25 protein-coding genes and 1 pseudogene are annotated in these 26,398 nt (G+C 33.2%); 9 read left to right on the top strand and 17 right to left on the bottom strand.

Going from position 1 to position 26,398, the window contains the following annotated elements:
- Positions 1-12: 12 nt before the first annotated feature.
- The 5 genes and pseudogenes from JSQ73_RS01180 to JSQ73_RS01155 form a co-directional block, all read right to left on the bottom strand.
- Entirely contained in the window at positions 13-663 is a 651-nt protein-coding gene (locus tag JSQ73_RS01180; RefSeq protein ID WP_214250135.1) for a VirB8/TrbF family protein, read from the bottom strand.
- Positions 648-1,487, bottom strand: a pseudogene (locus JSQ73_RS06700) (hypothetical protein). The gene JSQ73_RS01180 and the pseudogene JSQ73_RS06700 overlap by 16 nt, the downstream one beginning before the upstream one ends.
- Before the next feature lie 36 nt (positions 1,488-1,523).
- Positions 1,524-2,375, bottom strand: coding sequence for a DNA polymerase III subunit delta' (locus tag JSQ73_RS01165; protein WP_214250134.1), 852 nt, complete (start codon positions 2,373-2,375; stop codon positions 1,524-1,526).
- Between the two features lie 17 nt (positions 2,376-2,392).
- Positions 2,393-2,980: an L-threonylcarbamoyladenylate synthase gene (locus tag JSQ73_RS01160; protein WP_214250133.1), complete on the bottom strand. Its 588-nt coding sequence runs from the start codon at positions 2,978-2,980 to the stop codon at positions 2,393-2,395.
- Positions 2,981-3,127: 147 nt separating this feature from the next.
- The gene (locus tag JSQ73_RS01155; protein WP_214250132.1) at positions 3,128-3,598 is read right to left on the bottom strand and encodes a hypothetical protein; all 471 of its coding nucleotides are present in this window, start codon (positions 3,596-3,598) and stop codon (positions 3,128-3,130) included.
- Between the two features lie 75 nt (positions 3,599-3,673).
- Between JSQ73_RS01155 and miaA the strand changes: the two genes are divergently transcribed.
- A complete protein-coding gene (gene miaA / locus JSQ73_RS01150) occupies positions 3,674-4,558 on the top strand; it encodes a tRNA (adenosine(37)-N6)-dimethylallyltransferase MiaA (RefSeq protein ID WP_214250131.1) in 885 nt (294 codons plus the stop codon).
- Between the two features lie 367 nt (positions 4,559-4,925).
- Here the strand turns inward: miaA and murE are convergent, their stop codons facing one another.
- The 5 genes from murE to JSQ73_RS01125 form a co-directional block, all read right to left on the bottom strand.
- Positions 4,926-6,494: a UDP-N-acetylmuramoyl-L-alanyl-D-glutamate--2,6-diaminopimelate ligase gene (gene murE, locus JSQ73_RS01145; RefSeq protein ID WP_214250130.1), complete on the bottom strand. Its 1,569-nt coding sequence runs from the start codon at positions 6,492-6,494 to the stop codon at positions 4,926-4,928.
- Positions 6,463-7,695, bottom strand: coding sequence for a cystathionine beta-lyase (metC, locus tag JSQ73_RS01140; RefSeq protein WP_214250129.1), 1,233 nt, complete (start codon positions 7,693-7,695; stop codon positions 6,463-6,465). The genes murE and metC overlap by 32 nt, the downstream gene beginning before the upstream one ends.
- Positions 7,696-7,702: 7 nt before the next feature.
- A complete protein-coding gene (locus JSQ73_RS01135) occupies positions 7,703-7,987 on the bottom strand; it encodes a BolA family protein (protein ID WP_214250128.1) in 285 nt (94 codons plus the stop codon).
- 95 nt (positions 7,988-8,082) lie between these two features.
- Positions 8,083-9,996 carry a molecular chaperone DnaK gene (gene dnaK, locus JSQ73_RS01130; RefSeq protein WP_214250127.1) on the bottom strand — a complete coding sequence of 638 codons (1,914 nt, stop codon included), beginning with the start codon at positions 9,994-9,996 and terminating at the stop codon, positions 8,083-8,085.
- 73 nt (positions 9,997-10,069) lie between these two features.
- Positions 10,070-11,827, bottom strand: a complete 1,758-nt coding sequence (locus JSQ73_RS01125; RefSeq protein WP_214250126.1) for an Rne/Rng family ribonuclease — start codon at positions 11,825-11,827, stop codon at positions 10,070-10,072.
- Between the two features lie 148 nt (positions 11,828-11,975).
- Between JSQ73_RS01125 and rpmG the strand changes: the two genes are divergently transcribed.
- Entirely contained in the window at positions 11,976-12,176 is a 201-nt protein-coding gene (gene rpmG, locus JSQ73_RS01120) for a 50S ribosomal protein L33 (protein WP_214250125.1), read from the top strand.
- Between the two features lie 1,338 nt (positions 12,177-13,514).
- On the opposite strand, the gene JSQ73_RS01115 is transcribed toward rpmG, so the two are convergent.
- Positions 13,515-14,390 (bottom strand): zinc ABC transporter substrate-binding protein, encoded by an 876-nt coding sequence (locus tag JSQ73_RS01115; RefSeq protein ID WP_214250124.1) that lies wholly within the window; start codon positions 14,388-14,390, stop codon positions 13,515-13,517.
- Here JSQ73_RS01115 and JSQ73_RS01110 point away from each other — a divergent pair.
- On the top strand, positions 14,382-15,113 hold the full coding sequence (locus tag JSQ73_RS01110) for a metal ABC transporter ATP-binding protein (RefSeq protein ID WP_214250123.1): 732 nt from the start codon (positions 14,382-14,384) through the stop codon (positions 15,111-15,113). The two genes, JSQ73_RS01115 and JSQ73_RS01110, sit on opposite strands and share 9 nt — an antisense overlap.
- Positions 15,110-16,531 carry a 2-polyprenylphenol 6-hydroxylase gene (ubiB, locus tag JSQ73_RS01105; protein ID WP_214250122.1) on the top strand — a complete coding sequence of 474 codons (1,422 nt, stop codon included), beginning with the start codon at positions 15,110-15,112 and terminating at the stop codon, positions 16,529-16,531. Before JSQ73_RS01110 ends, ubiB begins: the two co-directional genes overlap by 4 nt.
- A 142-nt stretch (positions 16,532-16,673) precedes the next feature.
- Here the strand turns inward: ubiB and JSQ73_RS01100 are convergent, their stop codons facing one another.
- The 6 genes from JSQ73_RS01100 to gap all read right to left on the bottom strand — a co-directional run bounded on the left by JSQ73_RS01100 (position 16,674) and on the right by gap (position 23,449).
- On the bottom strand, positions 16,674-18,308 hold the full coding sequence (locus JSQ73_RS01100) for a TomO hydrophobic C-terminal domain-containing protein (RefSeq protein WP_214250121.1): 1,635 nt from the start codon (positions 18,306-18,308) through the stop codon (positions 16,674-16,676).
- Positions 18,309-18,398: 90 nt separating this feature from the next.
- Positions 18,399-19,346, bottom strand: coding sequence for a thioredoxin-disulfide reductase (trxB, locus tag JSQ73_RS01095; protein WP_214250120.1), 948 nt, complete (start codon positions 19,344-19,346; stop codon positions 18,399-18,401).
- Entirely contained in the window at positions 19,333-19,932 is a 600-nt protein-coding gene (locus JSQ73_RS01090) for a peroxiredoxin (protein ID WP_214250145.1), read from the bottom strand. The genes trxB and JSQ73_RS01090 overlap by 14 nt, the downstream gene beginning before the upstream one ends.
- Before the next feature lie 157 nt (positions 19,933-20,089).
- Positions 20,090-21,097 (bottom strand): hypothetical protein, encoded by a 1,008-nt coding sequence (locus JSQ73_RS01085; protein WP_234301798.1) that lies wholly within the window; start codon positions 21,095-21,097, stop codon positions 20,090-20,092.
- Between the two features lie 618 nt (positions 21,098-21,715).
- Positions 21,716-22,474, bottom strand: coding sequence for a twin-arginine translocase subunit TatC (gene tatC / locus JSQ73_RS01080; protein WP_214250119.1), 759 nt, complete (start codon positions 22,472-22,474; stop codon positions 21,716-21,718).
- A 3-nt stretch (positions 22,475-22,477) separates the two neighbouring features.
- Complete coding sequence (gap, locus tag JSQ73_RS01075) at positions 22,478-23,449, bottom strand: type I glyceraldehyde-3-phosphate dehydrogenase (RefSeq protein WP_214250118.1); 972 nt, start codon at positions 23,447-23,449, stop codon at positions 22,478-22,480.
- 251 nt (positions 23,450-23,700) lie between these two features.
- Here gap and JSQ73_RS01070 point away from each other — a divergent pair, with 251 nt between their 5' ends.
- The 5 genes from JSQ73_RS01070 (at position 23,701) to JSQ73_RS01055 (ending at position 26,352) form a co-directional block, all read left to right on the top strand.
- Entirely contained in the window at positions 23,701-23,967 is a 267-nt protein-coding gene (locus JSQ73_RS01070; protein WP_234301797.1) for a hypothetical protein, read from the top strand.
- A 241-nt stretch (positions 23,968-24,208) separates the two neighbouring features.
- Positions 24,209-25,057: a hypothetical protein gene (locus JSQ73_RS01065; protein ID WP_214250117.1), complete on the top strand. Its 849-nt coding sequence runs from the start codon at positions 24,209-24,211 to the stop codon at positions 25,055-25,057.
- Positions 25,058-25,321: 264 nt separating this feature from the next.
- Positions 25,322-25,450: a hypothetical protein gene (locus tag JSQ73_RS06595; protein WP_255701042.1), complete on the top strand. Its 129-nt coding sequence runs from the start codon at positions 25,322-25,324 to the stop codon at positions 25,448-25,450.
- Positions 25,451-25,493: 43 nt separating this feature from the next.
- Positions 25,494-25,643, top strand: coding sequence for a hypothetical protein (locus tag JSQ73_RS01060; protein WP_234301796.1), 150 nt, complete (start codon positions 25,494-25,496; stop codon positions 25,641-25,643).
- Between the two features lie 175 nt (positions 25,644-25,818).
- Positions 25,819-26,352, top strand: a complete 534-nt coding sequence (locus JSQ73_RS01055) for an HK97 family phage prohead protease (protein WP_214250115.1) — start codon at positions 25,819-25,821, stop codon at positions 26,350-26,352.
- The last annotated feature ends 46 nt before the right edge of the window (positions 26,353-26,398 follow it).

The following is a 26,398-nucleotide window of genomic DNA, read 5'->3' as shown; positions in this document are numbered from 1 at the left end:
TTTTAAATGTAATCACCTGTATTTATAGCCGTTAACAATAAATTTAAATGGTATTATACCAGTTAGAGTTGCTTTCATGTTTGATAAAGTAAAGCTAACCTCCACAGCATAGTCTTTCATTTTCTTATTTTGCTCAGCTGCAAAAACTACAGTGGCATTTCCAGCAAATGTAACTAAGTCCTTGATCGATCGGTCAATAGATAGTGTTGTTACGTTTGTGTTGGTAATTTTTCTTGTGGATGAAACAGCTTCATTGTTTACTTTTTCCTGAAAGTCTTGATAGATTTTATATATAGAATTGTTTTTTATAAAATTTTCTTGATACTTTGATTCAACAATCTGAGAGGATTCGTATGCTTCAACGTATTGACTTACCAAGTACCTTGCTATGGAAGTGTATTCATCTTCTTTTTCACTAAAACTAAGTTTATGTATTGTAGAAAACTCATCTTCTGTGTGGTTCGTGTACTTCACAAAATTTAAATCTTTTTTAACAGGAAGTAATAGGTATATGTTTAGTAATGATAAATATAAACATACTAAGAGAAGTAACGCTATTAACGCCATCCAAGATCTTTCTACAACGCAGAACAAGTATCTGTGGCAATACCATTCTACTGCTTTCCTGAAATAACTTTTGTTTTTTACTAATTCAACTTCCATAACCTAATTATAATAACTCTAAAAAAACTTTTAAATATGTCTAAATTTTCCAAAATAGGATGAATGATTATATCACCTTGTTCTGCAATAAGATGAAATTTATCAATTTTCTTCACATCTAAATTTATCATTTTTACACTGAAGCTTTCAGGATCATAAGTATTACTTTCTGCACTTTTGTGATAATTATAGTAGTGTAATTTATTTTGATCATCAAAATAACCAAATTCATCAGCAAGTGTTCCCACTTTTTTGCCTTTACCGTCTCTGACTAGCTCAAATAGATCAATTACATGGTTTTCAGATCCAGGCTCAATAGAGCCTTCTACAGCAAAAAACTTAGGTGCATGACCAACATACTCCTTAAATTTTAAATTATTAGTCTTTTTTACACTACCAAAATCCACGAATTTATATTCATCTGAGATACCAGAATATTGTGGATCATACTTTTTATATTAAAAAAACTCATTACCTAAAAAATTACAAAACGTTAATTTACAATCATCGTAATTGGATTTAACATCTTTAAGATAATGAAAATCTGTAGGGATCTTTACTTCCTCTTTCGTAATATGATTACGTACAACAAGCTCACTACTGAGCATATAATAGCCACTTTTTGTTAAAGTAGCTATATTGATTGACTTGTTTAGCTTTAAATTTGCCTCATAGATGCTACTTGATAGCTCCTTCCCTTTTTCTAAAGTGACGTCTTGATCTAAAGATGTATTCTTGATTAAACTCAATTCTTTCTGCATGTTCAGTATAGTGTTTGTTAAAACTTCCATTGATTGCCATACAGTTAATTTATTATCATTCAAGTTATATACTTTCAGTATTAAATTAGCAGAATTTTATCATAAATTTATGTTAAAAGTATTACATTTTTGTGTCATGATGTTAACTACATTAGCTAAAACATGCTTTTTATCTAAGCGAAATTGCTTTGCAGCAACGAAAAGTTCATCTATTTCTTTCCATTGACTTAGTAGAATTTCAACATTATTTACTTCTTTCTTTATACTTTCTAAAATGGAGGTTTGAATTATATGTGATGCTAGTTCTAGCTCAATCTCACTATTAATTATTTTATTAACTATATCAGAATTATTTAGATTACGGAAAAATGTATAAAAATGCTTATGTGACTCATAAGCACCATTGTTTATTGCATTTATTATTACTTCCGGAGTTCCAGGAAACAAAGTAATGATCTCACTAAATACTTTATCGTCGAATTTACACTGAGATGAAACAACCTGCTTTGTTTCATCGCAAGTTAATGGAAGTAAATTCAGCTGAAAACACCTACACCGGATGGTGGTTTGTATATCATATGGTTTATGGCTAATTATAAGTATTTTAGAATTTTGTGGCGGCTCCTCTAATATTTTTAATATTGCATTTTTAGCATTATTAGTCATTGACTCTAAGCTATCTATTATAGCTATTTTATATTCTGATTGAATGGGGCTTAAGTGCAAAAAATTTTTCATTTCTCTCACCTTTTCCACTCCTATTTTATCACCTTCAACAATGTGTAAGTCTAATGCTACTTCATCGTAATTTTTTATAAGAAACCAATGAGAAAAGGATTTTGCGAATGTTGCTTTTCCTATACCTTTTTTACCACAGATCAGCCAAGATTGAACAGACAAGTTGTTCATTATCTTTTTTTTTGCTTGGTTGTGGCCTATCACCTTTTTCATTCTTTCTCCTATAGATCTTAGTCTGAAAATTCGTTATTTATTGTTTGTAATGAAATTTTACCTTTTCTTAAAACCTTAATCTTGTCTCCAGTTAAGTCAATAATAGTAGATTCTATACCAGAAACTAATTCATCATCTTCAATTACTGCAGATAAGTGTTGCTTAATAGACTGAGGTATATCTCTTGCTTTGCATATACTTTTTTCTCCTGAAATGTTAATACTAGTTGCAACTACTGGAGTTTTCAGTTCATTTAATATTGAAATCGCAATAGGATGATCAGGAATTCTTATGCCTATACTATCTTTAAAGAACTCATTTGGTAATATATTGTTATCTTGAAGTGGTAAAATATAGGTCATTGGTCCAGGAGAAAAATAGTTTATTAAATCAATATACTCTTCCTTTACCTTTGCTATATTTATCAAACTATCAATATTACTAACAAATACAGAGAGCGGCTTGTTTTGAGAACGCTTTTTTATTCGATATATTTTTTCTATAGATTCGTTACCTAGCGCATTACAAGAAAGAGCATATACTGTCTCTGTTGGAAAGCATGCTAACAAATTATTTTTTATTGCATTTATTACTTCAAATACCATATAGCTAAAACTTATGTCTACAATAGCTCTGGGTTTACCTTTATCTCGCTATATGGTAGCAATTAAGATACCGAAATGGCTAGCACGCATCTGTTGTATACTTACAGTAAATTTTATTAGCAACTGCTCGTTTTTACAACAGATTTACTACAATCCGAACTCCTCATTGATTTTATCGACTATCGTCTGTGGTGGATCATCTCCCCATCCTGAATATAAAATCTCTCCATAATCTGCAACATCTATAGAGCCAGTTCTACTTTTTGCTAGAAACATTTCTCTTTTATCTTTATCAACTAATACATAGTGCCAAGCTGATCTTCCTCGATCTTTACCACGAACTAGATATATGAGATCTGATCTACTTCTTCTTGTTGCATCAGCAAAGGATCTTTCGTTGATAGTTCTGCTTTTACTCTTTATGCCGCCACTTTCAGAAAAAGCTTCCTTGGCTTCAGCTTTTTTGTTTGCCAATTCAGAAATTTTTCCTTTTGCTCCTAATGCATGTTCTTTGGTATTTTGAGATGAATACTTACTGGAAAAACCTCCTCTTGTCTCATTAGAAGTCCTATTTGTAAAACGCTTAGTAAACGAGTTATCGTTATCATTTTCTACCATAAAAGTCTCCAAATTTTAGATTGTAGAATCCAAATTTTTACTACACCCTATCATAGGTTAGTTAAATTAATATAAATGAAAGATAATATAGTAATTATTACAGGAATTACATCCTCAGGTAAATCAGAATTATGCGATAACTTGATAAAAAAGTATAAAAACATTAGCATAATAAACTGTGACTCAAAGCAGGTATACAAAGAGATTCCCATAATTACTGCTCAACCACCAAAGCAGAAAGAATTTTATAGGCTATACGGTTATGTTTCAGCAAGAGAAAATTATTCCGTAGGTTTATGGCTAGAGGATTTAAAGAGGGAAGTTAACAACGCGCTGAAAAATTCACGAATACCCATCATCACTGGAGGAAGTGGGCTTTACATTAGCAGCTTAATCAAGGGATTATCATCGATTCCACAAATAAGCCAGGAAGTGAGAGAAAACGTAAATGAACTTAGGAAAAATTTAAGTAAAGAGGAATTCTACAAATTAGTGCTAAGCAAAGATCCAAGGATTCGAGGAAAAATATTTATTAATGACTCACATCGCCTCTCAAGAGCACTTGAAGTTATCACTGAAACTGGCAAGACAATCTTTGTATGGCAAGAAAATAGACAGCCTCCTTTGTTCAATAATTTTAAGGTATATACAATTCTACCTAAACATGAGGATATATACCGAAAAATAAATTCTCGTTTTATTGAAATGGTTGAAAATGGAGCAATTGATGAAGTAAAAAACCTACTTAGCATGAACCCATCTCCACATTTGCCAGCTATGAAAGCACATGGAGTACCAGAAATTATAAGATACTTAAAAGGGGAGATTACTTTAGACGAAGCAATACAGATTGCTCAAACAAACACAAGGCATTATGCAAAACGCCAGTACACTTGGTTTAAAAATCAATTTCCGAATTCTCAAGTGATTGACTGTGCAAATAAATTGACAGAATTTTAGATATTTTGATTATTATGTATTATATTGCTATGCCTATGCAAACTTTTCTTGATAGTATTAAACTTTTTTCTTAAAGAACTTTCATCATTGCCTAAATTGTGATTATTAAATTCTTTGTAAAAATATTCTTACTTATGAAGCGCTACTATACCTGTAAGAGCCTTTATCACTAAATGAACTATATCACGCAATATTTCATCCTCAATTTTTCTATATTCTCTCACTAATCTTGTAACCACAATCTCCACTTTCATATCCTTGTATAGCTCTTTTCATAATAGTAGGAACAAGATAAGATAGTGATTTAGTGTAACAAGAAGGTAAAAATGCCAGCAGCGTATAGTGATGACTTAAGGAAAAAAGCCATTCAGGCATTGGATGAAGGAGAGAGCAAAACAGCAGTAGCAAATTTTTGGCCCTCTCTAATAACTTCAACATCACTAAATTCAAGGGCTTGGCCTTCTATTATTTGGAATCTTTCATGTCCTTTTCCTGCAACTAGCAGAATCATATTTTCATCATGTGCTATATTTATACCTTTCTCTATAGCTTTTTTTCTATCTCCTATCTCCAGTGCATCAGGGCAATGTAACAAAATATCGTGACGAATTTTCCCCGGATCTTCATCACGCGGATTGTCATCTGTGACTATAACTTTACCTGCAAGCATTTGTGCTATTTTACCCATCTCTGCACGTTTTGTTTGATCACGATTTCCGCCACAACCGAACACTAGAACTATCTTTTTATTGAAGTGCCATTTTAAAGACAACAGAGCTTGTTTGAGTGCACTTGGAGTATGAGCGTAATCGACAAATGCAAAAGTGTTCACTTTTTCCATTCTTCCAGGTGGAGAAGCGAGTTTATCTATACACATTCTTTGATAGTCCATACCAGATGAAATAACTATACCGATTGCACACAATAAATTATATGCTTGAAATTGCCCAAAAATCGGAAAAAATGCGTTATAAATTTCATCACCGATTTGAATTGTCAGGTATTGACCATTGGCAGTAGGTATCTGCTTTAATAAAGTAATGTCAGAGTTTTTTTTTCCATAGGTTATAACTTTGTTGCCACGCTTTTCAGATATGTTGAGCAACTCTCCATATTCGCCTATATCTGCATTTAAAATCGCTGTTTTTTCTTTTGGCAATACCTCATCAAACAACCTTTTCTTGGCCTCAAAATACTCGTCGATACTTTTGTGATAGTCCAAATGATCTTGAGAGAAATTAGTAAAAGCTGCAGCATTGAGACTGAGTCCATGGATTCTGTATTGATCGATTCCATGGCTTGAAGCTTCTAATGCTAAGTGTTCTACGTTCTTATTATTTATGTCACGCAATGTGGAATAAAGATCATCTGCACATGGAGTTGTAAGATTATCGCTATTACCTTTTCTGTCATCATTGACGCACGTTCCAAGTGTTCCTATAGATGCTGCATTATCTTGCCAAATCTGGCGACAAAATTCCACCACTGAAGTTTTACCATTCGTACCAGTTACAGCAGCAACATATTTAGGTTGTTTGAATTGATAAAACCTGCTGACTATTTCACTGTATATTCCTTGAGGGTCCGAGTGGTAAAGCACTGCAAAACTTGGAGTACTTATCATTCCAGTGCTTGACACTAGAATCCAGTTTTCATTATACAATTGTCTAGTATGCTTGTTTATAATTAAATTTTCTGGATCCCAGTGTCTGAGCACTGGGATGACATCTTTCTTGTCCTCTTGTATTACAACGTCTACACAGTTGTGTACACATCCAATAGGAAGACATGTTGCATGTTCTTTACTCCTTTCTGACACACAAACAAAAAGGTAACCTTCGTTAACTCTCTTAGGATTACATGTGACGCCTTTGATTTCAATATCAAAGTCAGCATTTACAATGTTATGCAGTAGCTCTTTCAGTCTCACAATCATCTTTAACACTTGAACATGGTAGTCTTATTAATGCAGTATTCAAGTCAAAAATCAAATCTTCAGGATCTTCTAGTCCGCAAAATATTCGCACAAAACTTCCACCATAATCTGAATTCATTACAGATCTTGACATAGATCTATGGTCTATTGGTAATATCAAACTGTCACATCCTCCCCAAGAAGCACCAATGCCGAAAACTTTCATGTGATCAACCATGCAGCTTAGTTCCTCACATGAATATTCCCTATCGAGTACTATACTAAATACGCTACTTGCCCCTTTGAAATAACTTTTCCATAAATCATGCTGAGAATAGGAAAAAAGTGCGGGGTATAAGACTTTTTTGATTTTTGAATGTTTTTCCAGCCACTTTGCCACTTGCATTGCTGTACTTTGATGTTTCCTCATGCGTGTTTGCAGTGTTCTTAGTCCCCTATGTGCAAGGTAGCAGTCGTTCGATTGAATGGTTACTCCATAATTTTTATAGCTCTCATAAAGCAATTTAAAAGTTTTACTTTCAGCAACCATAGCTCCCATCACTAGATCTGAGTGACCGGCTAGATACTTTGTCACCGCGTATAGTGCAACATCAATTCCATAATCAAGCGGCTTAAACAACAAAGGAGTGGCCCATGAATTATCACAAACGGTTACGATTCCACGTTCTTTAGCAACTTTTACTATATGCTCTATATTTGAAATCTCAAACGTTATAGAACCAGGAGTCTCAATCATGATGAGTGAAGTATTACTCTGAACTAAATCAGTTATATACTGTGTCGGATCATAAAAAATTACTTCTACTCCTCTTTTTGGTAGTTCATTTTCAGCAAATCTCTTTAGCCTATAATAACTATTATCTTGTATCAGGACATGTGAACCTGCTTTAGTGAAAGTCAAAATAGCAAAAGTAAGTGCAAATAATCCAGAAGGGTAGATGAGTGCTTGTCCCCTACCCTCAATTTCAGCCAGTGCATTTGAAAAATAATGAACAGTAGGCGTACCAACATTACTATAGCTGTAATCCCTTGCAACACCATCATTGATCACATCATATATACTCTCCCCATTCGCTGCACTTAAGTAATCCTTGTAAGTAGGAAATAATATGGTAGAAGAATGATAAACTGGTGGGTTCATCGATCCTTTATAATCATTAAATTTTCTTCCTGCTTTAATTAATAAAGACTCTTCTCTCACGTTTCTACTATTTATTTTTTAAATTATATTCACTTTGCGTATATAAGTTAAGAGAAATCGCATGTACTCGTTCTATTTCACTCTTTAATAATTCATAGATCAATTTATGCCTCTTTAAAGAGCTCATTCCAGAAAAGTCGTTAGATATTAATACTAATTTGATATGTGAAGGTAGTGTCGAAGAAGAAGCAAAATAATGATCTACATGCTTTGCTGATTCATCGATAATATTAATATCAATTGCACCTATTGAATCGCGTAATTTTTCTTCTATTGTCTTAATAATATCCACAATAGTTCCTTTAAGCAACAATACAGTATAGTCTTCCTCTTGTCATTCTAGCTTCAAATACTAAGATGACAAGAAGAGTGATACAGCAATCACAATTACTTATTTTCCTCTTTATTATCCATGTCTTGATAATCAGAATCTACTACTTTTTCTTCCTCATTATTTGTTGTGGATGAGCTTTCTCCACCTTGTTGTTGTTGAGATTCCTTATACATAGCTTCTCCAAGTTTCATAGATAACTGAGAGAGGTTAGTAACTTTCTGTTGTATTGAATCAGCATCATCAATGTTGTCAGATTTACTCACTTCCTTTAACTCATTAACTGCATTTTCAATAGCAGATTTATCTTCTGGAGAAATTTTATTACCATATTCTGTCAGAGATTTTTCTGTAGAATGAACTAAACTATCCGCTTGATTCTTCACTTCAATAAATTTCTTACGCTTTTCATCTTCTTGTGCTTTTTCCTCAGCTTCTCTCACCATCCGATTTATTTCATCCTCCGATAAACCACCTGAAGACTGAATACGTATTTTTTGCTCTTTTCCAGTAGCTTTATCCTTTGCAGAAACATGCGCTATTCCATTTGCATCTATATCAAATGTCACCTCAATTTGAGGAACCCCGCGAGGAGCAGGTGGTATTCCTTCTAAACTAAACTGACCAAGCAGTTTATTATCAACCGCCAATTTTCTTTCACCTTGATGCACCTTAATTGTAACAGCTGTTTGGTTATCATCTGCAGTTGAAAATACCTGAGATTTTTTAGTAGGAATAGTAGTATTACGTTCAATAAGTGGAGTGAACACTCCCCCTAGAGTTTCAATACCAAGAGAAAGTGGAGTTACGTCAAGTAGTAACACATCTCTTACATCACCTTGAATGATTCCCGCCTGTATTGCAGCTCCAATTGCTACAACTTCATCAGGGTTAACCCCTCTATGTGGATCTTTGCCAAAGAATTCTTTAACTTTCTCTATGACTTTTGGCATACGAGTCATGCCACCAACAAGAACTACTTCACCAATTTGACTAGCAGACAAACCAGCATCTTCAAGAGCTTTTTTGCAAGGAATTATAGTCCTTTCAATTAAATCATTCACTAAACTTTCAAGCTTTGCTCTTGTTAGCTTCATATTTAAGTGTTTTGGGCCACTTGCATCAGCTGTAACAAACGGTAGATTTACTTCTGTTTCCATTGCACTTGACAATTCTACCTTTGCTTTTTCTGCAGCTTCTTTGATTCTTTGCATAGCCATTGGATCGTTTTTCAAATCAATGCCATTACTTTTCTTGAATTCAGCCAGTAAATAATTTACTACTGCATTATCGAAGTCTTCCCCTCCAAGGTGAGTATCACCATTTGTAGCCTTTACTTCAAAAACTCCGTAACCTATTTCAAGAACTGAAACATCAAATGTACCACCACCAAGATCATACACTACTATTGTGTGTCCGTGCTTTTTATCAAGGCCATAAGCAAGTGCTGCAGCAGTTGGTTCGTTAATTATTCTGAGGACATTTAATCCAGCAATTTTTCCTGCATCTTTTGTTGCTTGACGTTGAGAATCATTGAAGTACGCCGGCACTGTTATCACAGCATCCTTTACTTCTTCCCCAAGATAAGCCTCAGCTGCTTCTTTCAGGTTTTGTAGTATAAATGCACCAATTTGACTAGGAGAGTATTCTTTACTATCAGTTGTTTTAACCCATGCATCACCATTTTTTGCTGCAAATACCTTATACGGTACACCTAGATTCTTCATTTCAGGATCGCTATATTGGCGACCTATCAATCTCTTAGTTGCAAAAAAAGTATTATTTGCATTGGTAGTTGCTTGCCTTTTTGCTGGAGCACCAATCAACCTTTCTCCAGATGAAGTAAATGCAACTATAGACGGAGTAGTTCTTGCTCCTTCTTTATTCTCGATTACTTTTGCATCCTTGCCTTGCATTATTGCAACACAGGAATTTGTTGTTCCAAGATCTATACCTATTGCTCTTCCCATAATGAATACTCCCTTTTAAATATTATCTGATATAAAATATATAAGTATAAAACTCGTTAATTACAAGTCCCGTTTAGTTGTTAAAGCCCAAAAGGCGCGAAAGCCATTTAGTTAACCAAAAGTTGCCCGGTAGTGTATCTGAACTACCAGCTTCTTTATCCCTGCTATTCACAATTTGACATCCAGAATTCTGGAATGGCTTATAATCATTAAAATTAATATGGTCTCCTTGCTTTAAAATAAATGTATCTGCATCTAAGCTATTATCAATACTAACATTTAATGTAATATTGAACTCTTTTTCGATTGTAGAAACCATATCACGCTTATTATTAAAAATGTGCGCTATAACTGCACTGCGTGCTATTAAATCAAAGGACTTATTTTGATTTTTATTAGCAATATGTTGCAAATCCCTTAGTATCGATGCAACAACCACTTCGTTTGATTTCACTCTTCCAATACCTTTACAGCGTAAGCACTCTGTAGTATTAATTTCCTGTATATTTGGTTTAATTCTTTGTCTTGAAAAGACCATTAAACCAAAGTCATTGATAAAGCTAAATTGAACTTTAGCTCTATCATCTTTAAACGCCTGCTTGATAGCAAATTCAACATTTTTGCAATACTCAAGTTTCAACATGTCAATAAAATCAACAACTATTAACCCTGATAAGCCCCTGAGATTCGCTTGCCTTGATATTTCAGATAATGCCTCCATATTAGTTCTATAAGCTGTTTCTTCTATGTTATCTTCTCCTGTCATTTTCCCTGAATTTACGTCTATTGAAACAAATGCCTCAGTTAAGGTTATCACCAAAGACCCACCAGATGGTAATTCTACTCTATTGCTATATAATTCAGAAATTTGATCTTCGACTCGATAGTAAGTAAAGATTGGAACAGAGCCTCTATATAACCTAGGACGTAATTTTCCTTGTAACACATTTTTAGTGTATTTTCTTACCGCTTCACAAACTTCTCTATCAGATACTATAATTTCTGTATCATTACTACAAAAGTCACGTACAGATCTCATAACTACATCTACTTCGTTGTAAATTAATGATGGAACATTTAAAGAAGAGAAGTTTTGCTGGATATTTTGCCATAATAAGGTCAAATTATCGTAATCTTGCTCAATTTCTTTCTTACTTTTTCCTGCACCAACAGTTCTTACTATTAAACCTGAGCCTTTTGGTAAATTTATTAAATTTAATATATCCTTTAACTGTTTTCTAACGTTGGTATCTTCAATTCTGCGAGATACTCCACCCCTACTTATGGAATTGGGCATGAAAACACAGTATCTACCGACCAAAGTTACGTATGTTGTAAATGAAGCTCCTTTATTTCCTCGTTCTTCTTTAGTTAATTGAACTAATAACTTTTGATTTACTGAAATCACATCTTGTAACTTATATTTTCTATGTAAAGGTACCTCCCTCACAAAACCACTGCTGGATTCATTACTAGCTGTAGAATCTAGGCCTTCTTCTGTGCAATTATCATTTGAACAGTCCACACCGCTCGAATAGCCTTCATCAGGGAAAATTTCCTTCTCTTTTTCTGGAATATTAAAGTAATTTAGAGATATCTCAGAAAAAGACAAAAAACCTTGCTTATTTTTTCCATACTCAATGAACACGGCCTGCAAAGCAGGCTCTATACGCTTTACATAAGCAACGTATATATTACCTCTTAATTGTCTTTTTTCCTTGAATTCTTGTTCAAACTCTACAACCCTACCATTAACTAGTAGGGCAACCCTTACCTCGTTAGAACAGGTAGTACTTTCTATCAATAATAACCTTTTGCCATCACTCGCCACTTATTTACCGTCTGCTTTTCATTCTGAAATCTTCTTATACTACTTAATATATTATTGATTGTCAAGAATTTTGCGACCTGCATTATTGGGTTGACTTTCAGTGTTTTGCGTTCTAAACTTGCATAGAATTTTATATATCACTACAATTATGGCGAAAAAAAATGCTTTTTTGCTTGTCAAGCTAGTTAGCACCGCAACCAAAACAACAAAAATTGGAGAAGAGAAACTAACAGGCTATTTTTGTGTAAAAAAACGTAATCCTAAGAACCTTCCCAAGAAGCTCGAGTTTAGAAAGTATGACCCAGTGGTCAGAAGACACGTATTATTTAAAGAAGAAAAATTAAAGTAAGTATATTATCATGCAAAGCTTACAGCTAAAAGGAGTGTAGCTTGTTGCTCACTAGTTATACTGTTTTGCATTAGAGAAAGTCTATTTGAGGTTTTGAAAGATTACGGTAACTTGTATAAGTTACTGGGAATTGAGCCACCTAAATAAGGGCTGAAAATGGTAGCGTTTTTGTCCTGATCTGGCCTTTTTATTGCTTAAATGGAAAAAAGTCATTAGAAAGCTTGGCAAGTGTAGAAGTTTTAGTATAAATTTACTGTTTTTAATGTACACTAAAGGTACTAGATAGGCTACTTCTTTTTATTTTAAAAAATTACCCACAGTATTATGTATAAATGCACATAATTATAGTTCTTATAGTATGTTCTTACTAAAGAAGTCGAAAGTGCCCCTATAAAAATTAAAGGTCAGTTATCAACAACTTAGTTCTTCAATTTATTAAATAAGACTTGACCTGACACTTTAAATGATCCAGACAGTCTGTATACCATCACACTCTGGGACCATACACTTAGAGGTTGTTCACAAACTTTTGAATTCTTTTGTTAAACTTTTACAGAAAAAAATTGCTTGCGCATATTTTAAATCTGACTATAATCATACTCAAAGATATTTTAAGAGCTCAAAATCTATCTTTATCTGCAGATTTTTTTCATTAAACAATCAAACTTATTTAAAAATGTGGCGTATCTTCTTCAGCGTACGTGGGTGCACCGCACTTTTTTTTCTAATCTTTTTTACACAGGAGGATTTTATGTCCAGAATGCCAGATACTTAATCTTTACTTTAGCTAAAAACCAATAGGCGCCTATGGTTTTTATAAAGAAAGTTTAGAAAATAAACAAAAACCACTTGCCATAAAAAGTAACACTTGTGAACAGTTAACAGATATTGCAAGTAATCTCCGTTTTGAGAGCATAAAATTATCGCTTATATCAGATGAAATAGACAATTACAATTCAATGTCTTTTTAATTAGAGTAAAAGAAGATATTGGTTATCTTCTTTTTTTTATACGATTATTTCTATAATTAACTACTTGAAATTAAGTTCGTTCAGGCAAGATAATTATGAGTAAAAATAGCAGATGCAAGTAGCTGGCACACAGCTGTACGAGCATTCATTTTTGAGGGCATAGCAAATGGTGTCATTCAAGTAGCTGACATTGGCTTGCCCTAATCTCATCAAGAATGTTGTGCTTTAACATAATATTTTTATGCTTACCAACTTAACTAAATCCCAGACTGGGATGATATACTTCTGGTAGATAATGTCGGTATAGTTGTGATTGGAATAGAAAGCACTAAGTTTGCAATGCTATCTGAATAGATAAAAGAACTCATTACTCAGTGAAACAAGATTTGAAATTTTGTGCAATGCTGCTGATTATATCTAGATATGAATCCTTTCCAGGCTCTACATCTGATCCAATAGGATCAAGAATCACCATTTTTACGTCACTAGAAAAGACATTAGGCTTTATGCTATCCTCTCGTGAATGAGAAACAATACATTTAACGTTTTCCTCTTTCATTACCTTTTTTAATTTCATTAAACTCTTCATACCTATGTAAGAATCCTCTTCTATAGAAAGAATGGCGCTTGGGTAACTTAAATCAAAATATTTTTCGAAATATTGATAAGCATCGTGAGTAACTATGTATTTTTGATTTTTTAACTCATCCAATTCTTTCGTAATTTTTTCTACTTCTTGGTCTATCTTTCTTATAGCCTCCTCTGCGTTAGTATTGTATCGATAGGCATTTTCTTTATCTATATTAGATAATGTTGCACTGATAGAAAGTATCATACTTTTTGCATTTTCAGGACTCAGCCAAATATGCAAATCTTTTTCATCTTGAATGTGACTAGAAAATGAATGTGGTCGAGCAGGAAGTAGATCGATTGCACTTGATAGCGGTATTAACTTCTTATTTTCTTTAGTGAAAGTTTTAATGAATGTTTCCAAAGAATCATCGATATAAAATATAATATTACTAGATTCTAATTTACTTGCGTCTGAAGGCCTGAGCATGTAGTTATGTTCAGACAATACTTCGTACATTAGTAGTTCTGGCTTTGAAATTCCATCTGTAACAGAAGCTACAAGTGAGTGTATAGGTTTGATTGTAGCTACAATTTTTAAATTGGATGAAAAGGCACTATTGTAGTATAATGTAAATAAAAGTAATAGAAAAAAAAACAGTAAATGTCTCATATAAATGTTGAGAAGAAGTCAATTTTTGACAAAAAATTAAGTAGTGTCAATAACTGCATTCTAAAAATAGAAAACCTTACTCTTTCATACGGTAATAAAAAAGTTCTTGATAATATCAACATATCAGTACAAAGAGGAGATATAGTTACAATACTTGGTCCAAATGGCGGAGGTAAAACCTCTTTAGTGAAAGCAGTTGCTGGTATAAATAAAGGTTTTATTGGCAGTATTGTATTCGCTGACAATATAAAAATTAGCTATATGCCACAAAATTTTAGTATTGGTAATTTGATGCCAATAACAGTTGAGTCTTTCCTTTTCAATAGCTCCTCGAAGAAATTGAAGAAAAATCAACCCATTGTTACAGAAGCGATAGAATTGGTTGGTATCGGTAACATCCTAAAAAATCAAGTATTAGAAATCTCTGCAGGACAAACACAATTACTGCTGCTTGCACGCTGTTTAATTTCAGAATCTGATTTGATCATTTTAGATGAGCCAGTCAGTGCAATGGATATTAACGCACGAGCTAAATTTTATGATATTATAAATAAAATCGCAAAAGAACGATCAGTATCGATTCTCATGACTTCTCATGACCTTAACTCTGCTCTACCATCCTCAGATTACATAATTTGCATAAATAATACTATCTATTATCAAGGTAAACCTGATGAAATTATGGAGATAAATGAAATATTTGGCAGTTACGCAGCGAAATGATTCAAAATATTCTACGTCTTCTGCAAATAACTACAGTGCTAACACGCTACAATGTGTTACCTTATTTACTTCCACCATCAAAAAAATCAATAAATAAAATACAAGGTCATAAACTAAAGCGTGCTCTTGAAAGATTAGGTCCGGTGTTCATTAAATTTGGGCAATCCATTTCATCACGCACTGATATTTTAAATGAGGACATAACAAATAACTTGCTATTGATATGTGATAGATTGCCATCATTTTCGTATAAAATAGCAGTTAAAACTATAGAAAGTGAGTTTAATTGTAAATTAAGCGACATTTTTTCAAGTTTTTCTGAAAAGCCAATTGCAGCAGCATCAATTTCTCAAGTGCATAGAGCAGTTACAATTAAGGGTAAGGAAGTTGCTGTAAAGGTTTTAAGGCCAAATATTGAGAAAACATTCTCAAGGGATATAAAAATGCTTTCTTGGCTTGCAGAAATTGCAGAAAAATTTAGTGAACAATCAAAAAGGCTGAAGCCAGTTGAATTAGTCAAAACTTTTGCTGAAATTTGCCGATTAGAGTTAGATCTATGTTTTGAGGCTGCCCACTCTTCGGAACTGAAGGAAAATACTAAACATGACAGAGGTTTCTACGTACCTGAAATAGATTGGAGTAGAACTTCAAAAAAGGTTTTAACATTAGAATGGATGGAAGCTATACCAATATATGAAGTTGAAAAGCTGAATAACCGAAAGCAAATAGCTATCAATCTTATAGTATCTTTTTGTAATCAGGTATATAGGGATTGTTTTTTTCATGCTGATATGCATCCTGGAAATTTAATGATCGATAGTAATAACAATATTATTGCCCTGGATTGTGGAATCATGGGTAGAATAGATCGTGAGACATGCTATTACGTTATAGAGATACTCAAAGGCTTTTTAAATAGGGATTATGATCACGTTGCAAAAATGCACTTTAGAGCCGGTTATGTTCCATCACAGCATAGAAATTTTGTTACAGCTTGCAGAGCAATAGGTGAGCCCATTGTTGGACAGCCTATACAGAAGATTTCATTTGCTCGATTATTTACTCAGCTACTAAAAATAACTGATGATTTTGATATGAAAGTTCAAACACAATTGTTATTGCTGCAGAAAACTATGATTTTATTAGAAGGAACATGTAGGAAAGTCTATCCAGAAATCAATATGTGGAAAGTAGTTGAAACATGGATAAACAGTCAACATGAAAGTAAAATAGGGTATAGGGAAAAAATTAAAAGCTCTTATCCCATCAAAACAATCCAAGGAATATTTAGCCTTATAGAAAAATTAAACCTAATAGCTGACAAAAAATTACAAGTGAAAAATAGATCAAATGGAAAAGCCTACTTTTTACTTTGGTCTGTAATTATAATTCTCATCGTTAAATTTTTCATTTCTTAAACTAAAAGATAATAAAAGCAAGTTTACAACAACTGTTTAAGTCTTGAAACCACTCAGGTTCACATTCACTCGAATTATCAAGGTATTTTCAGAATGTATAAAACTTTCAGTAGAGTTTAGAGAATAAGTAAAAACCTTAACTCTATCTTAAACTGATAACATTACCAAGCTCAGTGCTTATCACATCACTCAGTACTGTACTTGCTTTATATGAACAGTAGCACCCAATTGCAATAAAAACAGATGCAGCTACAGCAAGTGAAATACATATTTCTAAATTCGATATTGTTAAACATGTACCAACAGCAAACTCTCCAGATAACACAAAAGAAGCAGAGGCATAGTTACTTTGCCTTCTATTATAAATGTTTGCTTCTGAAAGTTTTCTGTTTTTGTTCTTTAAGTCTTGATTTTGAGCTTGAAGTTCTAATCTCTCTTGCCTAAAATCCCTTTCTAACTGTGAAATTTTGTTAGTGTCTCTTTCACTTACAACCCTACCCAACTCTTGCTCTTTTTTTCTAAGTTGAGTTTTTGTTCTTTCAAGCTCATCTCTAAGGTTTTCAAGTTGACTTTTTTCTCTAGTAAGTCGAGCTACTTGATCAGTGAAAGTGTTAATCCTTGTTTGCTGAGCTGATCTTTCCTGCCTTAAATTCCTTTCTAACTGTGAAATTTTGTTAGTGTCTCTTGTTTTTTCACTTATGACCCTATTCAGATCTTGCTCTTTTTCTGTAAGTCGAGCCTTTGTTCTTTCAAGTTCACCTTCAAGATTTTCAAGTCGCTGCAATTCTTGAGCAATTAATTCATCGTTTATTTCTGGTTGAACATTATGTGTATTTGCTACAGGTTGCTCTGCACTTATAGGGAATTTTTCATTTAGATATTCTCTGAAAGGATTAAAACTTTTAAGCACCTCAATAACAATTTGATCATTCATAAAGCAATTATCTTCTACTAATTTTTTTACATCATCCAAATCTTTTCTATTAATAGCATCAGTTAATCGCTCTTTCATAGCTTGTTCAATGATTTGCTTCAATCTTGAATTTTGCTCTATATCTGGTATTGGTTTTATTTGACTAAAATCTAGCTCCTTATGTTTTAAAAGTTTAGTCAATACTTCTTCATTTTCTTGTATTAGCCCTTGTAAACATATTAAGCTAAGTGGTGTTTCTATTTCTCCATTTAAATTTCTTTTCCAGCAATTAGGGTTGAATTCTTGATTTAATAGTACTTTTGCTTCATGGAAATTTCCACGAGAAAGAACATTTAATAATTGTCTTCCTGTTTGTGCTTTTTGTATTTCTATTATCAAATGCTCAGCACGATTTCTTCTAGCACATTGCTCAGGATTTTGAAAACTTTTATTTAGTAGATCAATACTTATTCTCGGATGACTTAGTAAGAGTTGTAACACTTTCTTTTGAAGAAAGCACATTGCTAGATGCAAAGCTGTATTGCCATCACGTTTTTCATGAATATTAACATCTATGCTTTGGTGAAGTAGAAGTAACCTAATCATACTCTGATATTCTTTCTCTGCTCCAGAGCCTGAAGATAAATTACTAATTATAGATATTAAAGGTGTCATGCCTTCTTCATTAAACGTATTAACATTCGCACCTTCTTCCAGAGCTCGCTCAAAATCTCCTAGATTTTCATCATAAATAGCTTCAAATAATTTTGTTGTTGATTGTCCTGAAGTTGTTTGATTTTGAGCTCGTAATCCTACATCACTAACAACCCTTCTTCCAAAATCTACATTACTTCTCGAAAGCATACTAAATTCTCCCCAACCTATAATTTATTGACATAATTATAAAAAAACAAAGAAAATTGCAAGTAATTTAGTTGAAAATTTTAGAATTAATTATGATTCCAAAAACTTTTCCGCATCAAGTGCAGCCATGCACCCTGTTCCTGCGGCAACTACTGCCTGGCGATATACCTTATCTTGAACATCACCAGCAGCAAACACCCCTGCCCTACTGGTTAGAGTTGTTCCAGGTTTCGTAATTATATAACCTTGCTGATCCATTTCAACAAAGCCCTTAAAAATACCTGTATTTGGTGCATGCCCAATTGCAATGAACACTCCATCTACTTTCAATTCCTGAGTTTTATTGATGTCTGTTGATTTAATTGTAATGCCAGTAACTTTTTTAGGATTTTCTTCTCCAAGAATCTGCTCTACGGTATGATTCCATATTACCTTTATCTTATCATTTTTAAAGAGCCTGTCTTGCATTACTTTCTCTGCTTTTAACTTATCACGCCTGTGTATCAGTATAACTTCCTTAGCAAATCGAATTAAAAATATTGCTTCTTCAACAGCAGTATTTCCACCACCAACCACAGCTACAACTTTATTTCTAAAAAATGCACCATCACAAGTTGCGCATGCCGAAACTCCGTAACCTTGAAATTTCTTTTCACTCTCCAGGCCAAGCCACTTCGCTTGCGCACCAGCTGCGATTATAATTGCATTCGAATAGTAGTCACTAGCATTACCACAAGATCTAAATCTATACTCATTAGAATCCTCAAGTTGTTCAACGCTTTTTATTTCGTCATCTATTATCCTTGCCCCCACCTTCTCTGCATGCAACCTCTTTTGTTCCATGAGTTCTGGACCTTGTATAGAAATAAAACCTGGATAGTTTTCAACATCCGTAGTAATTGTAAGCTGACCACCAGGTTGCATTCCTGTTACTACAATTGGCTCTAAATTTGCACGTGCTGCATATATAGCAGCAGCATAACCCGATGCTCCAGATCCAATAATAAGAACTTTTGTACTCAATTTATAATTCTGCACTGTGTGAGTTTAGATAATCAGCCACTCCTTCATCGCTTGCCTGCATTGCTGGCTTACCTTTTTTCCACCCTGCTGGACATACTTCACCATGCTCTTCATTATGTTTTATTGCATCAATAATTCTAATAAACTCATCGATATTACGCCCTAAAGGAAAATCATTTATCGATTGATGACGTACAACAAATTTATCATCAATAACAAAAGTTGCTCTTAGTGCAATTGAGTCATCATATAAGACCCCATAGTCTCTTGATATAGACTTTTTGATATCAGACACTAAATTGTAGCTAACCTCTCCAATACCACCATCATTAACTGGAGTGTTTCGCCATTTATAGTGTGAAAATTTTGAATCTATACTTATTCCTATCACTTCAACATTACGTTTTGAAAAATCTTCTATTTTGTTGCTAAATGATATCAACTCAGTTGGACAGACAAAAGTAAAATCAAGTGGATAGAAAAAAAGGACAGCATACTTATCCTTTATATGTTTACTTAAACAGAAATCATCAACTATTTTTCCACTAGCAAGAACAGACGAAGCAGTAAAATCGATAGCGGATTTTGTTACAAGATTCATAACTAACCTATTCATTCTTAATATTTATAATTTTATACCTTGATACATTTACATGCAAGTTTTCTTTAGCCCCAATCCTATAAAAACTTCCTCTTATGGCTGTAAAAATGTTATGATAAGAGCTAATTTTCATGAGTAGGGAAATACCCAAATATTACTATCTTTCACCTTTTCTCCCTTCAAATTTTTTAACCATTTCTTTTACACTTACATTCGTGGAAGGTAAATTTTTGCTGGCAAGATGGTTGATCGAAGATTTTTTATTCCCTACTGAAAATGAACGAGATTGTTTTCTCTTCACACTGATATCCGTTTGTGTTACTGAAGCAGTTTTGTTTTCAGCAGGCAACATGTTCTTTACTTGATTTCGCTCAAATCTTTCTTTTAATGCCTTTACTTTACTACTCTCGCGAGTCACTTCTTTTTTCATAGCAACTACTAGTACTTTTGGTCCATCAGCTTTTTTTGCTGATTCTTTACCATCTTGATTTTCAGATTTTAGTGGTAGTGTAGGGTTACTCTCAGCTGATTTTTCCACTACTATTTTTTGCTCTGTGCTTACTTTTTCGCCTAAATCTTTAGGCTTTGGTGGTACTGCAGGTTTATCTGTTTTCGGTTCTTGTCTAATTTTTTGATTGATAGTAAACATTTTCTCTAGTACTGGTGGTACTCTTGATGATTTTGGTGGTGCAAGAGATTGAAGTTGTTGTTTCTTCCTATGTTCTCTTTTTGCTTCTATATGTTCTTTAGAGATTGTTGCATAAATCGGCTCCTCTTTAATTGATTGTAGATTACGCAAATCTTTTGTTAAAGATTTACTTTTTTCCTCTTGATAATTTAACATTTCTTCATACTCAGGATCTTCGTTTAATGAACCTCCATAACCTAAATCTTCTCGCTCATATAAGAGATTTTTCTTTTGCTGTCTATTTTTTAAATTTATTCCATATGACCTATATCTATCTTGACTTCTTTCTATTCGCTCTAAATCTGAAATTTTTTGAATCACATCTGTATATTCGATTGCTGTTCTAGCAGTTGAAGGAGGCAATTTATCTTTTATAAAATTACTTATATTCCTAATCGAAACATCTCTTCCTAATATTCTATTGAATATCCTAAGAATTAATAGCTTTTTATTTGCCTTCTTTACACAATTATTCAAGTCATCACGTATAACAAGCTTAGCTACATCTTCTGCCTTATCTGTAAAACCCTCTAAAGCATGAGACAGATCTGTTACTGTTTTATAACATTGTTCCTCTGGATTTCCTAGATTTATAGCTTTGATCAGAGAATCAAGATTTTTTTATAATCCTCACTTTTAAATGGATCATGCATACTCATTGCAGCTTTTCATTAAAATATAAGGTATAAGTATTAAGATCTAGTAAATATTAGCTTTTTAGTTCATATACAGCGATAACACTTAGCAGAATAACGATTTCGTCATTCTAGTGTCTGCTGTTACCCCTTATCTAGGTACGTAAAAGTGAAATCTAGTTTCGCTATATAACACAGTCTCATACAAGTAGCTTCTCGATAATATTCTCACCTTCTTTTATCGAAGTCTGTAACTTATCATATGATCCTTGTTGTGTTCCGTTTAACTCTTCATATTTTGGCATATAAAATTCTCCTATTCAAAATAATAATATACTTTAATTATTAAATATTTAAGTAAATAAGTCAATAAATCAATAAAATGCTGTGGTGCCAAAAACACTCAAACAAGAAAAGGCGCTCCGGTGCTCATTCTTTGTTTATAAATAATATTCTTGATTCAATCCTTTGCCTTCTTTTCAATGTATCTACATATCAGAATAGACAGCTCATATAATACCAACATTGGAATTGCAAGTCCTACTTGGCTTAGTACATCAGGTGGAGTTAAGATTGCAGCAATAATGAAAATTACCACTATCGCAATTCTGCGTTTATTTGACAAACTTTGTGCAGTGATTAGCCCTACTCTCACCATTAAGGTTAGTATGACTGGAATTTGAAATGCAGTACCAAACGCAAACATGAATTGAAGAACAAGGTCTAAATATTCACTAACTGATGGCATAAACTCTATTGGCATACCGAAAGATTTACCGCTATGTTCAAAAGCAATAAAAAAAATCCAGACTAGGGAAAATATGTAGTAGTAAACTACAGCGGCTCCCGTTACAAACAAAACCGGTGTTGCAATTAAGTATGGCAATAACACTGCCCTTTCTCTTTTATATAAGCCAGGTGCTAGAAATATGTAGAATTGCCATGCAAACACAGGAAAAGAAAACAACAGTGCACTCATTATTGCAACCCTGAGATATACAAAAAACGCTTCTGTTAAGTCTGTATAGATTAAAGAAAAATCATTGCTATCTTTTGTAACTTCTATTAAAGGTGCAAGTAAAAAGCGGTATATATTTTCTTTAAAGTAGTAACAAAACCCGAAGGTAACACAAAAAAATAGAAAGCAAAAAATAACCCTTTTTCTAAGTTCCGCAAAGTGCTCATAAAATAAAGCATATTTTTGTGAGTTTTCGTTCATACTTTACAATAAAGCTATATCTAACATTCTCAGTGAAAAAGCCCATTCATTATCGTACCACGCTGCAACTCTATAGATATCACCTGTGACATATGTACCAGCTAAATCCACAATTGCACTATAAGGGTTATGGACAAAGTCTATTGAAACTAAAGGCTCGTTACATACGGAAAGCACATGATTTGCTGAATTCTTAAATATTTCGTTTATTTCCTTAGTTGTTGCTCTCTTATCAGCTAAAAATTTAAAATCAACCATAGAAACGTTGCTAACCGGAACTCTAATAGCAGTACCATCTAGCTTACCCTTTAACTGAGGAATGACAGAACCAATTGTTTTTGCTGCTCCAGTTGTAGTTGGCACCATAGAAAGGCCACAAGCTCTTGCCCTACGTAAGTCTCTATGGTTGCCATCAAGAATATTTTGATCATTCGTATAGGCATGTATAGTGGTCATAAAACCGCTTTTTATGCCTAAATTGGAGTGTAAAACGTGTACAATCGGAGCCAGACAGTTTGTAGTACAAGAACCTGCTGAGATCACTTTATGCTCCTTTTTTAGCATATCGTTATTTACGCCATAAACCACAGTTACATCAGCATCTGAAACTGGAGCAGAGACAATTACTCTCTCTGCATTATGCTTTGCTGCTTCCGCACGCTTGTTGAATGCACCAGTGCATTCAAGCACTACATCAACATTCCAAGGAATATTTTCAGGGCTACGTTCTCTATATAAAGAAAATTTCCTGCCATTTATAGATAGCCAATTTTCAGACTCGTTAAAATCAATATCGCCGTTAAATTTGCCATGAACAGAGTCATATTTAATCAAATGTGCATGCTGCTCAGCACTGAGCGACCCATTTACCGCCACAACTTCTATTTGCTCGCTATAGTTTTTTACTTCAAAAATAGCACGCAATACACTTCTGCCTATTCTACCAAGACCATTAATTCCTACACGAATTGTCATTTTTCCATCTTAAAAGTTTAATTATAGAGGATATTGCCTGATATTTCATTCTATTCTTTTGGTTGTTAATCCTAATGTTATAATATATTGATGCTTATCTTGACTAAAGAAACTGTATCACTTAATTAATAATATCTAAATTTTAACTTGGAGTAGGTTATGCATGGATTACCAATAACAAATTCAGATAATCAGTATCAGCAAAGAAAAATAGAAGCATTGCAAAAAAAAATAAAGGACTGTCAGAAAAAGTGAAAACACTACAGAAAATGTCAGTGCTGCACAATGAAATGCTAGTAATGCTACAGTGGAAATCAATAACAGAGAAACTGCGCACAGAAATATTAAAAAAACTGCTAGAAACACCTCAAGAAGCAGCAGCATTTCAATTAGAAGAAAAAGATGAAGATCAGCAAGTAATAGAAGACATACTGGATATTCAAGAAGAATTTGAATCTTTACAAAATTTGGAAAGTACTACTATTGAACAAATAAATATTCAAGGACAGAGCATATAGCTCTTTCCTACTCTTCAGAGTTAGCTAAATAGCTGACTCTGAAAAGTAGATAACATTCTTTTACCTTTTTTATTTAGTAAATTCCTTAATATTTCTAATTATAAAGAACCCGTCAGTTATTTTTGTATTTTACGGCTAAGGATATTACTCTTTGGTATCTTATACTTTAATATCTTAATAATTAACTTGATTAAGTAACTATAGTACTATATTATTTAACTCAATATTAATGATAATTATTATGGATTTAAAAAACTTACAACAAGAGTTGCTTGGAATAATTTTTCTCATACTTGCACCAATTAATGCAGAAGAGGAAAAAGATATGAAAGAGCGAGCATTAAAGATTATCGATGAATTAAAAGATCATATTAATGATGATATAGAAATGAGTGATCTGAGAATGACAATTTCAGACTACATTATCCTTTGTGATAGTCAAGATAACGTAAGGTTAAATAACAGATCATTGTTAGACTTAGAAGATGCCGTCAAAAGTATTGGAGGGAAAACTTCACAAGAGTTAGGGCGAGTAAATCAGATTCCACAGCAACCAAATAGTATTGGGTTAGCGTTAGCAGAAGCTACAATACAATATGAGGCGCATGTGAGAGAAATGGAAGAGAGAAATCTAAGGATTATCACCTCAATTGGAGTATTAGGTATAACAGCCTTAGGAGTTAATCTTGGAAGATCAAAAGTGAGTGAAATTATTGGTACAACACTTGGAGGACTATTATCCATTCCAATAATGGTCATATTACCAGCATCAATAGCAGTAGCGTTAAAAAACAGGAATTCAGGGCTTAGAGAAGTAGTACAATATTCTCTTGATGCAACAAGTAAACCGTCAAGGATTGGGTTAGTAGCAGCCTTAGGAGCAGGCGCGATGATGTTAACTAACAATATAACTAGCAGCAGCACTGAAACAAATATGGAATTATTAGGCCCTGGTTTTATAGCTGCAATTGGAGCTGGAATTGGTGCTACATTGTCAACGACTTTAGCGAGAAGGATGTTTGCTCCTATCTCTACAAATTTGGAAAATGCCACCACTGAACAACAAAATATTCAAGGACAGAGGATATAAACTTGTAATAGTTTTAAACTATTACATATAACTTTCTCTACTTCCTTCTTTATCGTTACCCCGGGTGTTGTAAAACTGGGGTAACACCTTCCGCTACACAAAATACCTACAAAACACAATCTTTTTATTTCCCCAAACAATTAGTTGTTAATTTAATCAATCATACTAGTATATTAAATATTTACTTAATATACTAGTATTTACCTTGACTAAACAATTATAGTGCTGTATGATTTGTACTTAAGCTTTAATAGTGAGGTATTGATGGACACACAAGAACTAGAAAACTTACAGAAAAGTTCATCAACAAAATCCCAAGATGCTGAGGAGAAAACATCAGAAGAGTTGAAAAGAAATTTAAACCCGAATGAAGCCAATAATGATATATTCTAAAATCTATCAAGAATACGAGGGAGAAACATGGACAGAGTCATTAATGAATGGTTTTATAGCCGCTGTTTCTTTTGGATTTGGCTTCCTTTTAGGAAAAATAATTAATCCTACAAATGAAGCTATTTCTACAAATCTAGAAAACGCTTCTGTTGAACAACCCAATGTGCAACAAACCCTACCCTTATGTATATAAAATGACAAATTTTATAACTAAAAAAGTACTTCCCCATTTTCAAAGTACTGCATACAATAGAATTATATTGTAGTGCCTTATACTCATCCTGATATATAGGAAAACAATCTATACAACATTTTAAGATGGCTCAGAGCGCTGGCAAACCCAATACCATAATTTACAAGGAGGACTTATGAATAAGAAATTTATCTATTCACCATTATCAATAAAAAGCATAGAAGAAAACGGAGTATTTTCTGGCTATGCGAGCATTTTTAATATAGTTGATAAGCAAAATGATCTGATATTACCCGGAGCATTTAAGAACAACTTAAATAAAAGTCAGATAAAACTTCTTTGGCAGCACAACCCAAGTGAGCCTATAGGTAATATTACAGATATTTGCCAAAATGATATTGGCCTATATATAACTGCACATTTGCTTTTTGGTATTCAAAAAGCAGAGGAAGCATATTTAATGCTAAAAACTGGAACTATTAACGGTCTTTCGATTGGCTATATACCAATAGAGTATGATGTTGATCATGAAAGCGGAGCTCGAGTGTTAAAACAAGTGGAGCTATGGGAAGTTAATTTAGTCACTTTTCCTGCAAATTTGTCAGCTCAGGTAATCAATGTGAAGAATCATTACAATGAACAAGAAATGTTAGCAAGAACAATAGAAAAAGCAAATTCTGTGCTTACGAATATGTGTATTTCTACTTAAAATCTATAAAAATTTTCACACAATTTAACATTTATGTTATTATTTA

Source organism: Wolbachia endosymbiont of Anopheles demeilloni (assembly GCF_018491735.2).
Classification (GTDB): domain Bacteria; phylum Pseudomonadota; class Alphaproteobacteria; order Rickettsiales; family Anaplasmataceae; genus Wolbachia.
The sequence above is the reverse complement of the archived record's forward strand: the minus strand, read 5'-3'. Positions and strand labels throughout refer to the sequence as shown.

Coding starts and splice junctions, on each gene's coding strand:
- dnaK (WP_214250127.1), bottom strand. CDS start 9,996: ATGGGAAGAGCAATAGGTATAGATCTTGGAACAACAAATTCCTGTGTT.
- rpmG (WP_214250125.1), top strand. CDS start 11,976: ATGGCGAAAAAAAATGCTTTTTTGCTTGTCAAGCTAGTTAGCACCGCA.
- JSQ73_RS01180 (WP_214250135.1), bottom strand. CDS start 663: ATGGAAGTTGAATTAGTAAAAAACAAAAGTTATTTCAGGAAAGCAGTA.
- JSQ73_RS01165 (WP_214250134.1), bottom strand. CDS start 2,375: ATGAAAAAGGTGATAGGCCACAACCAAGCAAAAAAAAAGATAATGAAC.
- JSQ73_RS01160 (WP_214250133.1), bottom strand. CDS start 2,980: ATGGTATTTGAAGTAATAAATGCAATAAAAAATAATTTGTTAGCATGC.
- JSQ73_RS01110 (WP_214250123.1), top strand. CDS start 14,382: ATGTCTCATATAAATGTTGAGAAGAAGTCAATTTTTGACAAAAAATTA.
- JSQ73_RS01155 (WP_214250132.1), bottom strand. CDS start 3,598: ATGGTAGAAAATGATAACGATAACTCGTTTACTAAGCGTTTTACAAAT.
- JSQ73_RS06595 (WP_255701042.1), top strand. CDS start 25,322: ATGGACACACAAGAACTAGAAAACTTACAGAAAAGTTCATCAACAAAA.
- JSQ73_RS01065 (WP_214250117.1), top strand. CDS start 24,209: ATGGATTTAAAAAACTTACAACAAGAGTTGCTTGGAATAATTTTTCTC.
- JSQ73_RS01090 (WP_214250145.1), bottom strand. CDS start 19,932: ATGAATCTTGTAACAAAATCCGCTATCGATTTTACTGCTTCGTCTGTT.
- tatC (WP_214250119.1), bottom strand. CDS start 22,474: ATGAACGAAAACTCACAAAAATATGCTTTATTTTATGAGCACTTTGCG.
- murE (WP_214250130.1), bottom strand. CDS start 6,494: ATGATTGTGAGACTGAAAGAGCTACTGCATAACATTGTAAATGCTGAC.
- JSQ73_RS01100 (WP_214250121.1), bottom strand. CDS start 18,308: ATGCTTTCGAGAAGTAATGTAGATTTTGGAAGAAGGGTTGTTAGTGAT.
- miaA (WP_214250131.1), top strand. CDS start 3,674: ATGAAAGATAATATAGTAATTATTACAGGAATTACATCCTCAGGTAAA.
- ubiB (WP_214250122.1), top strand. CDS start 15,110: ATGATTCAAAATATTCTACGTCTTCTGCAAATAACTACAGTGCTAACA.
- JSQ73_RS01115 (WP_214250124.1), bottom strand. CDS start 14,390: ATGAGACATTTACTGTTTTTTTTTCTATTACTTTTATTTACATTATAC.
- JSQ73_RS01060 (WP_234301796.1), top strand. CDS start 25,494: ATGAATGGTTTTATAGCCGCTGTTTCTTTTGGATTTGGCTTCCTTTTA.
- gap (WP_214250118.1), bottom strand. CDS start 23,449: ATGACAATTCGTGTAGGAATTAATGGTCTTGGTAGAATAGGCAGAAGT.
- JSQ73_RS01055 (WP_214250115.1), top strand. CDS start 25,819: ATGAATAAGAAATTTATCTATTCACCATTATCAATAAAAAGCATAGAA.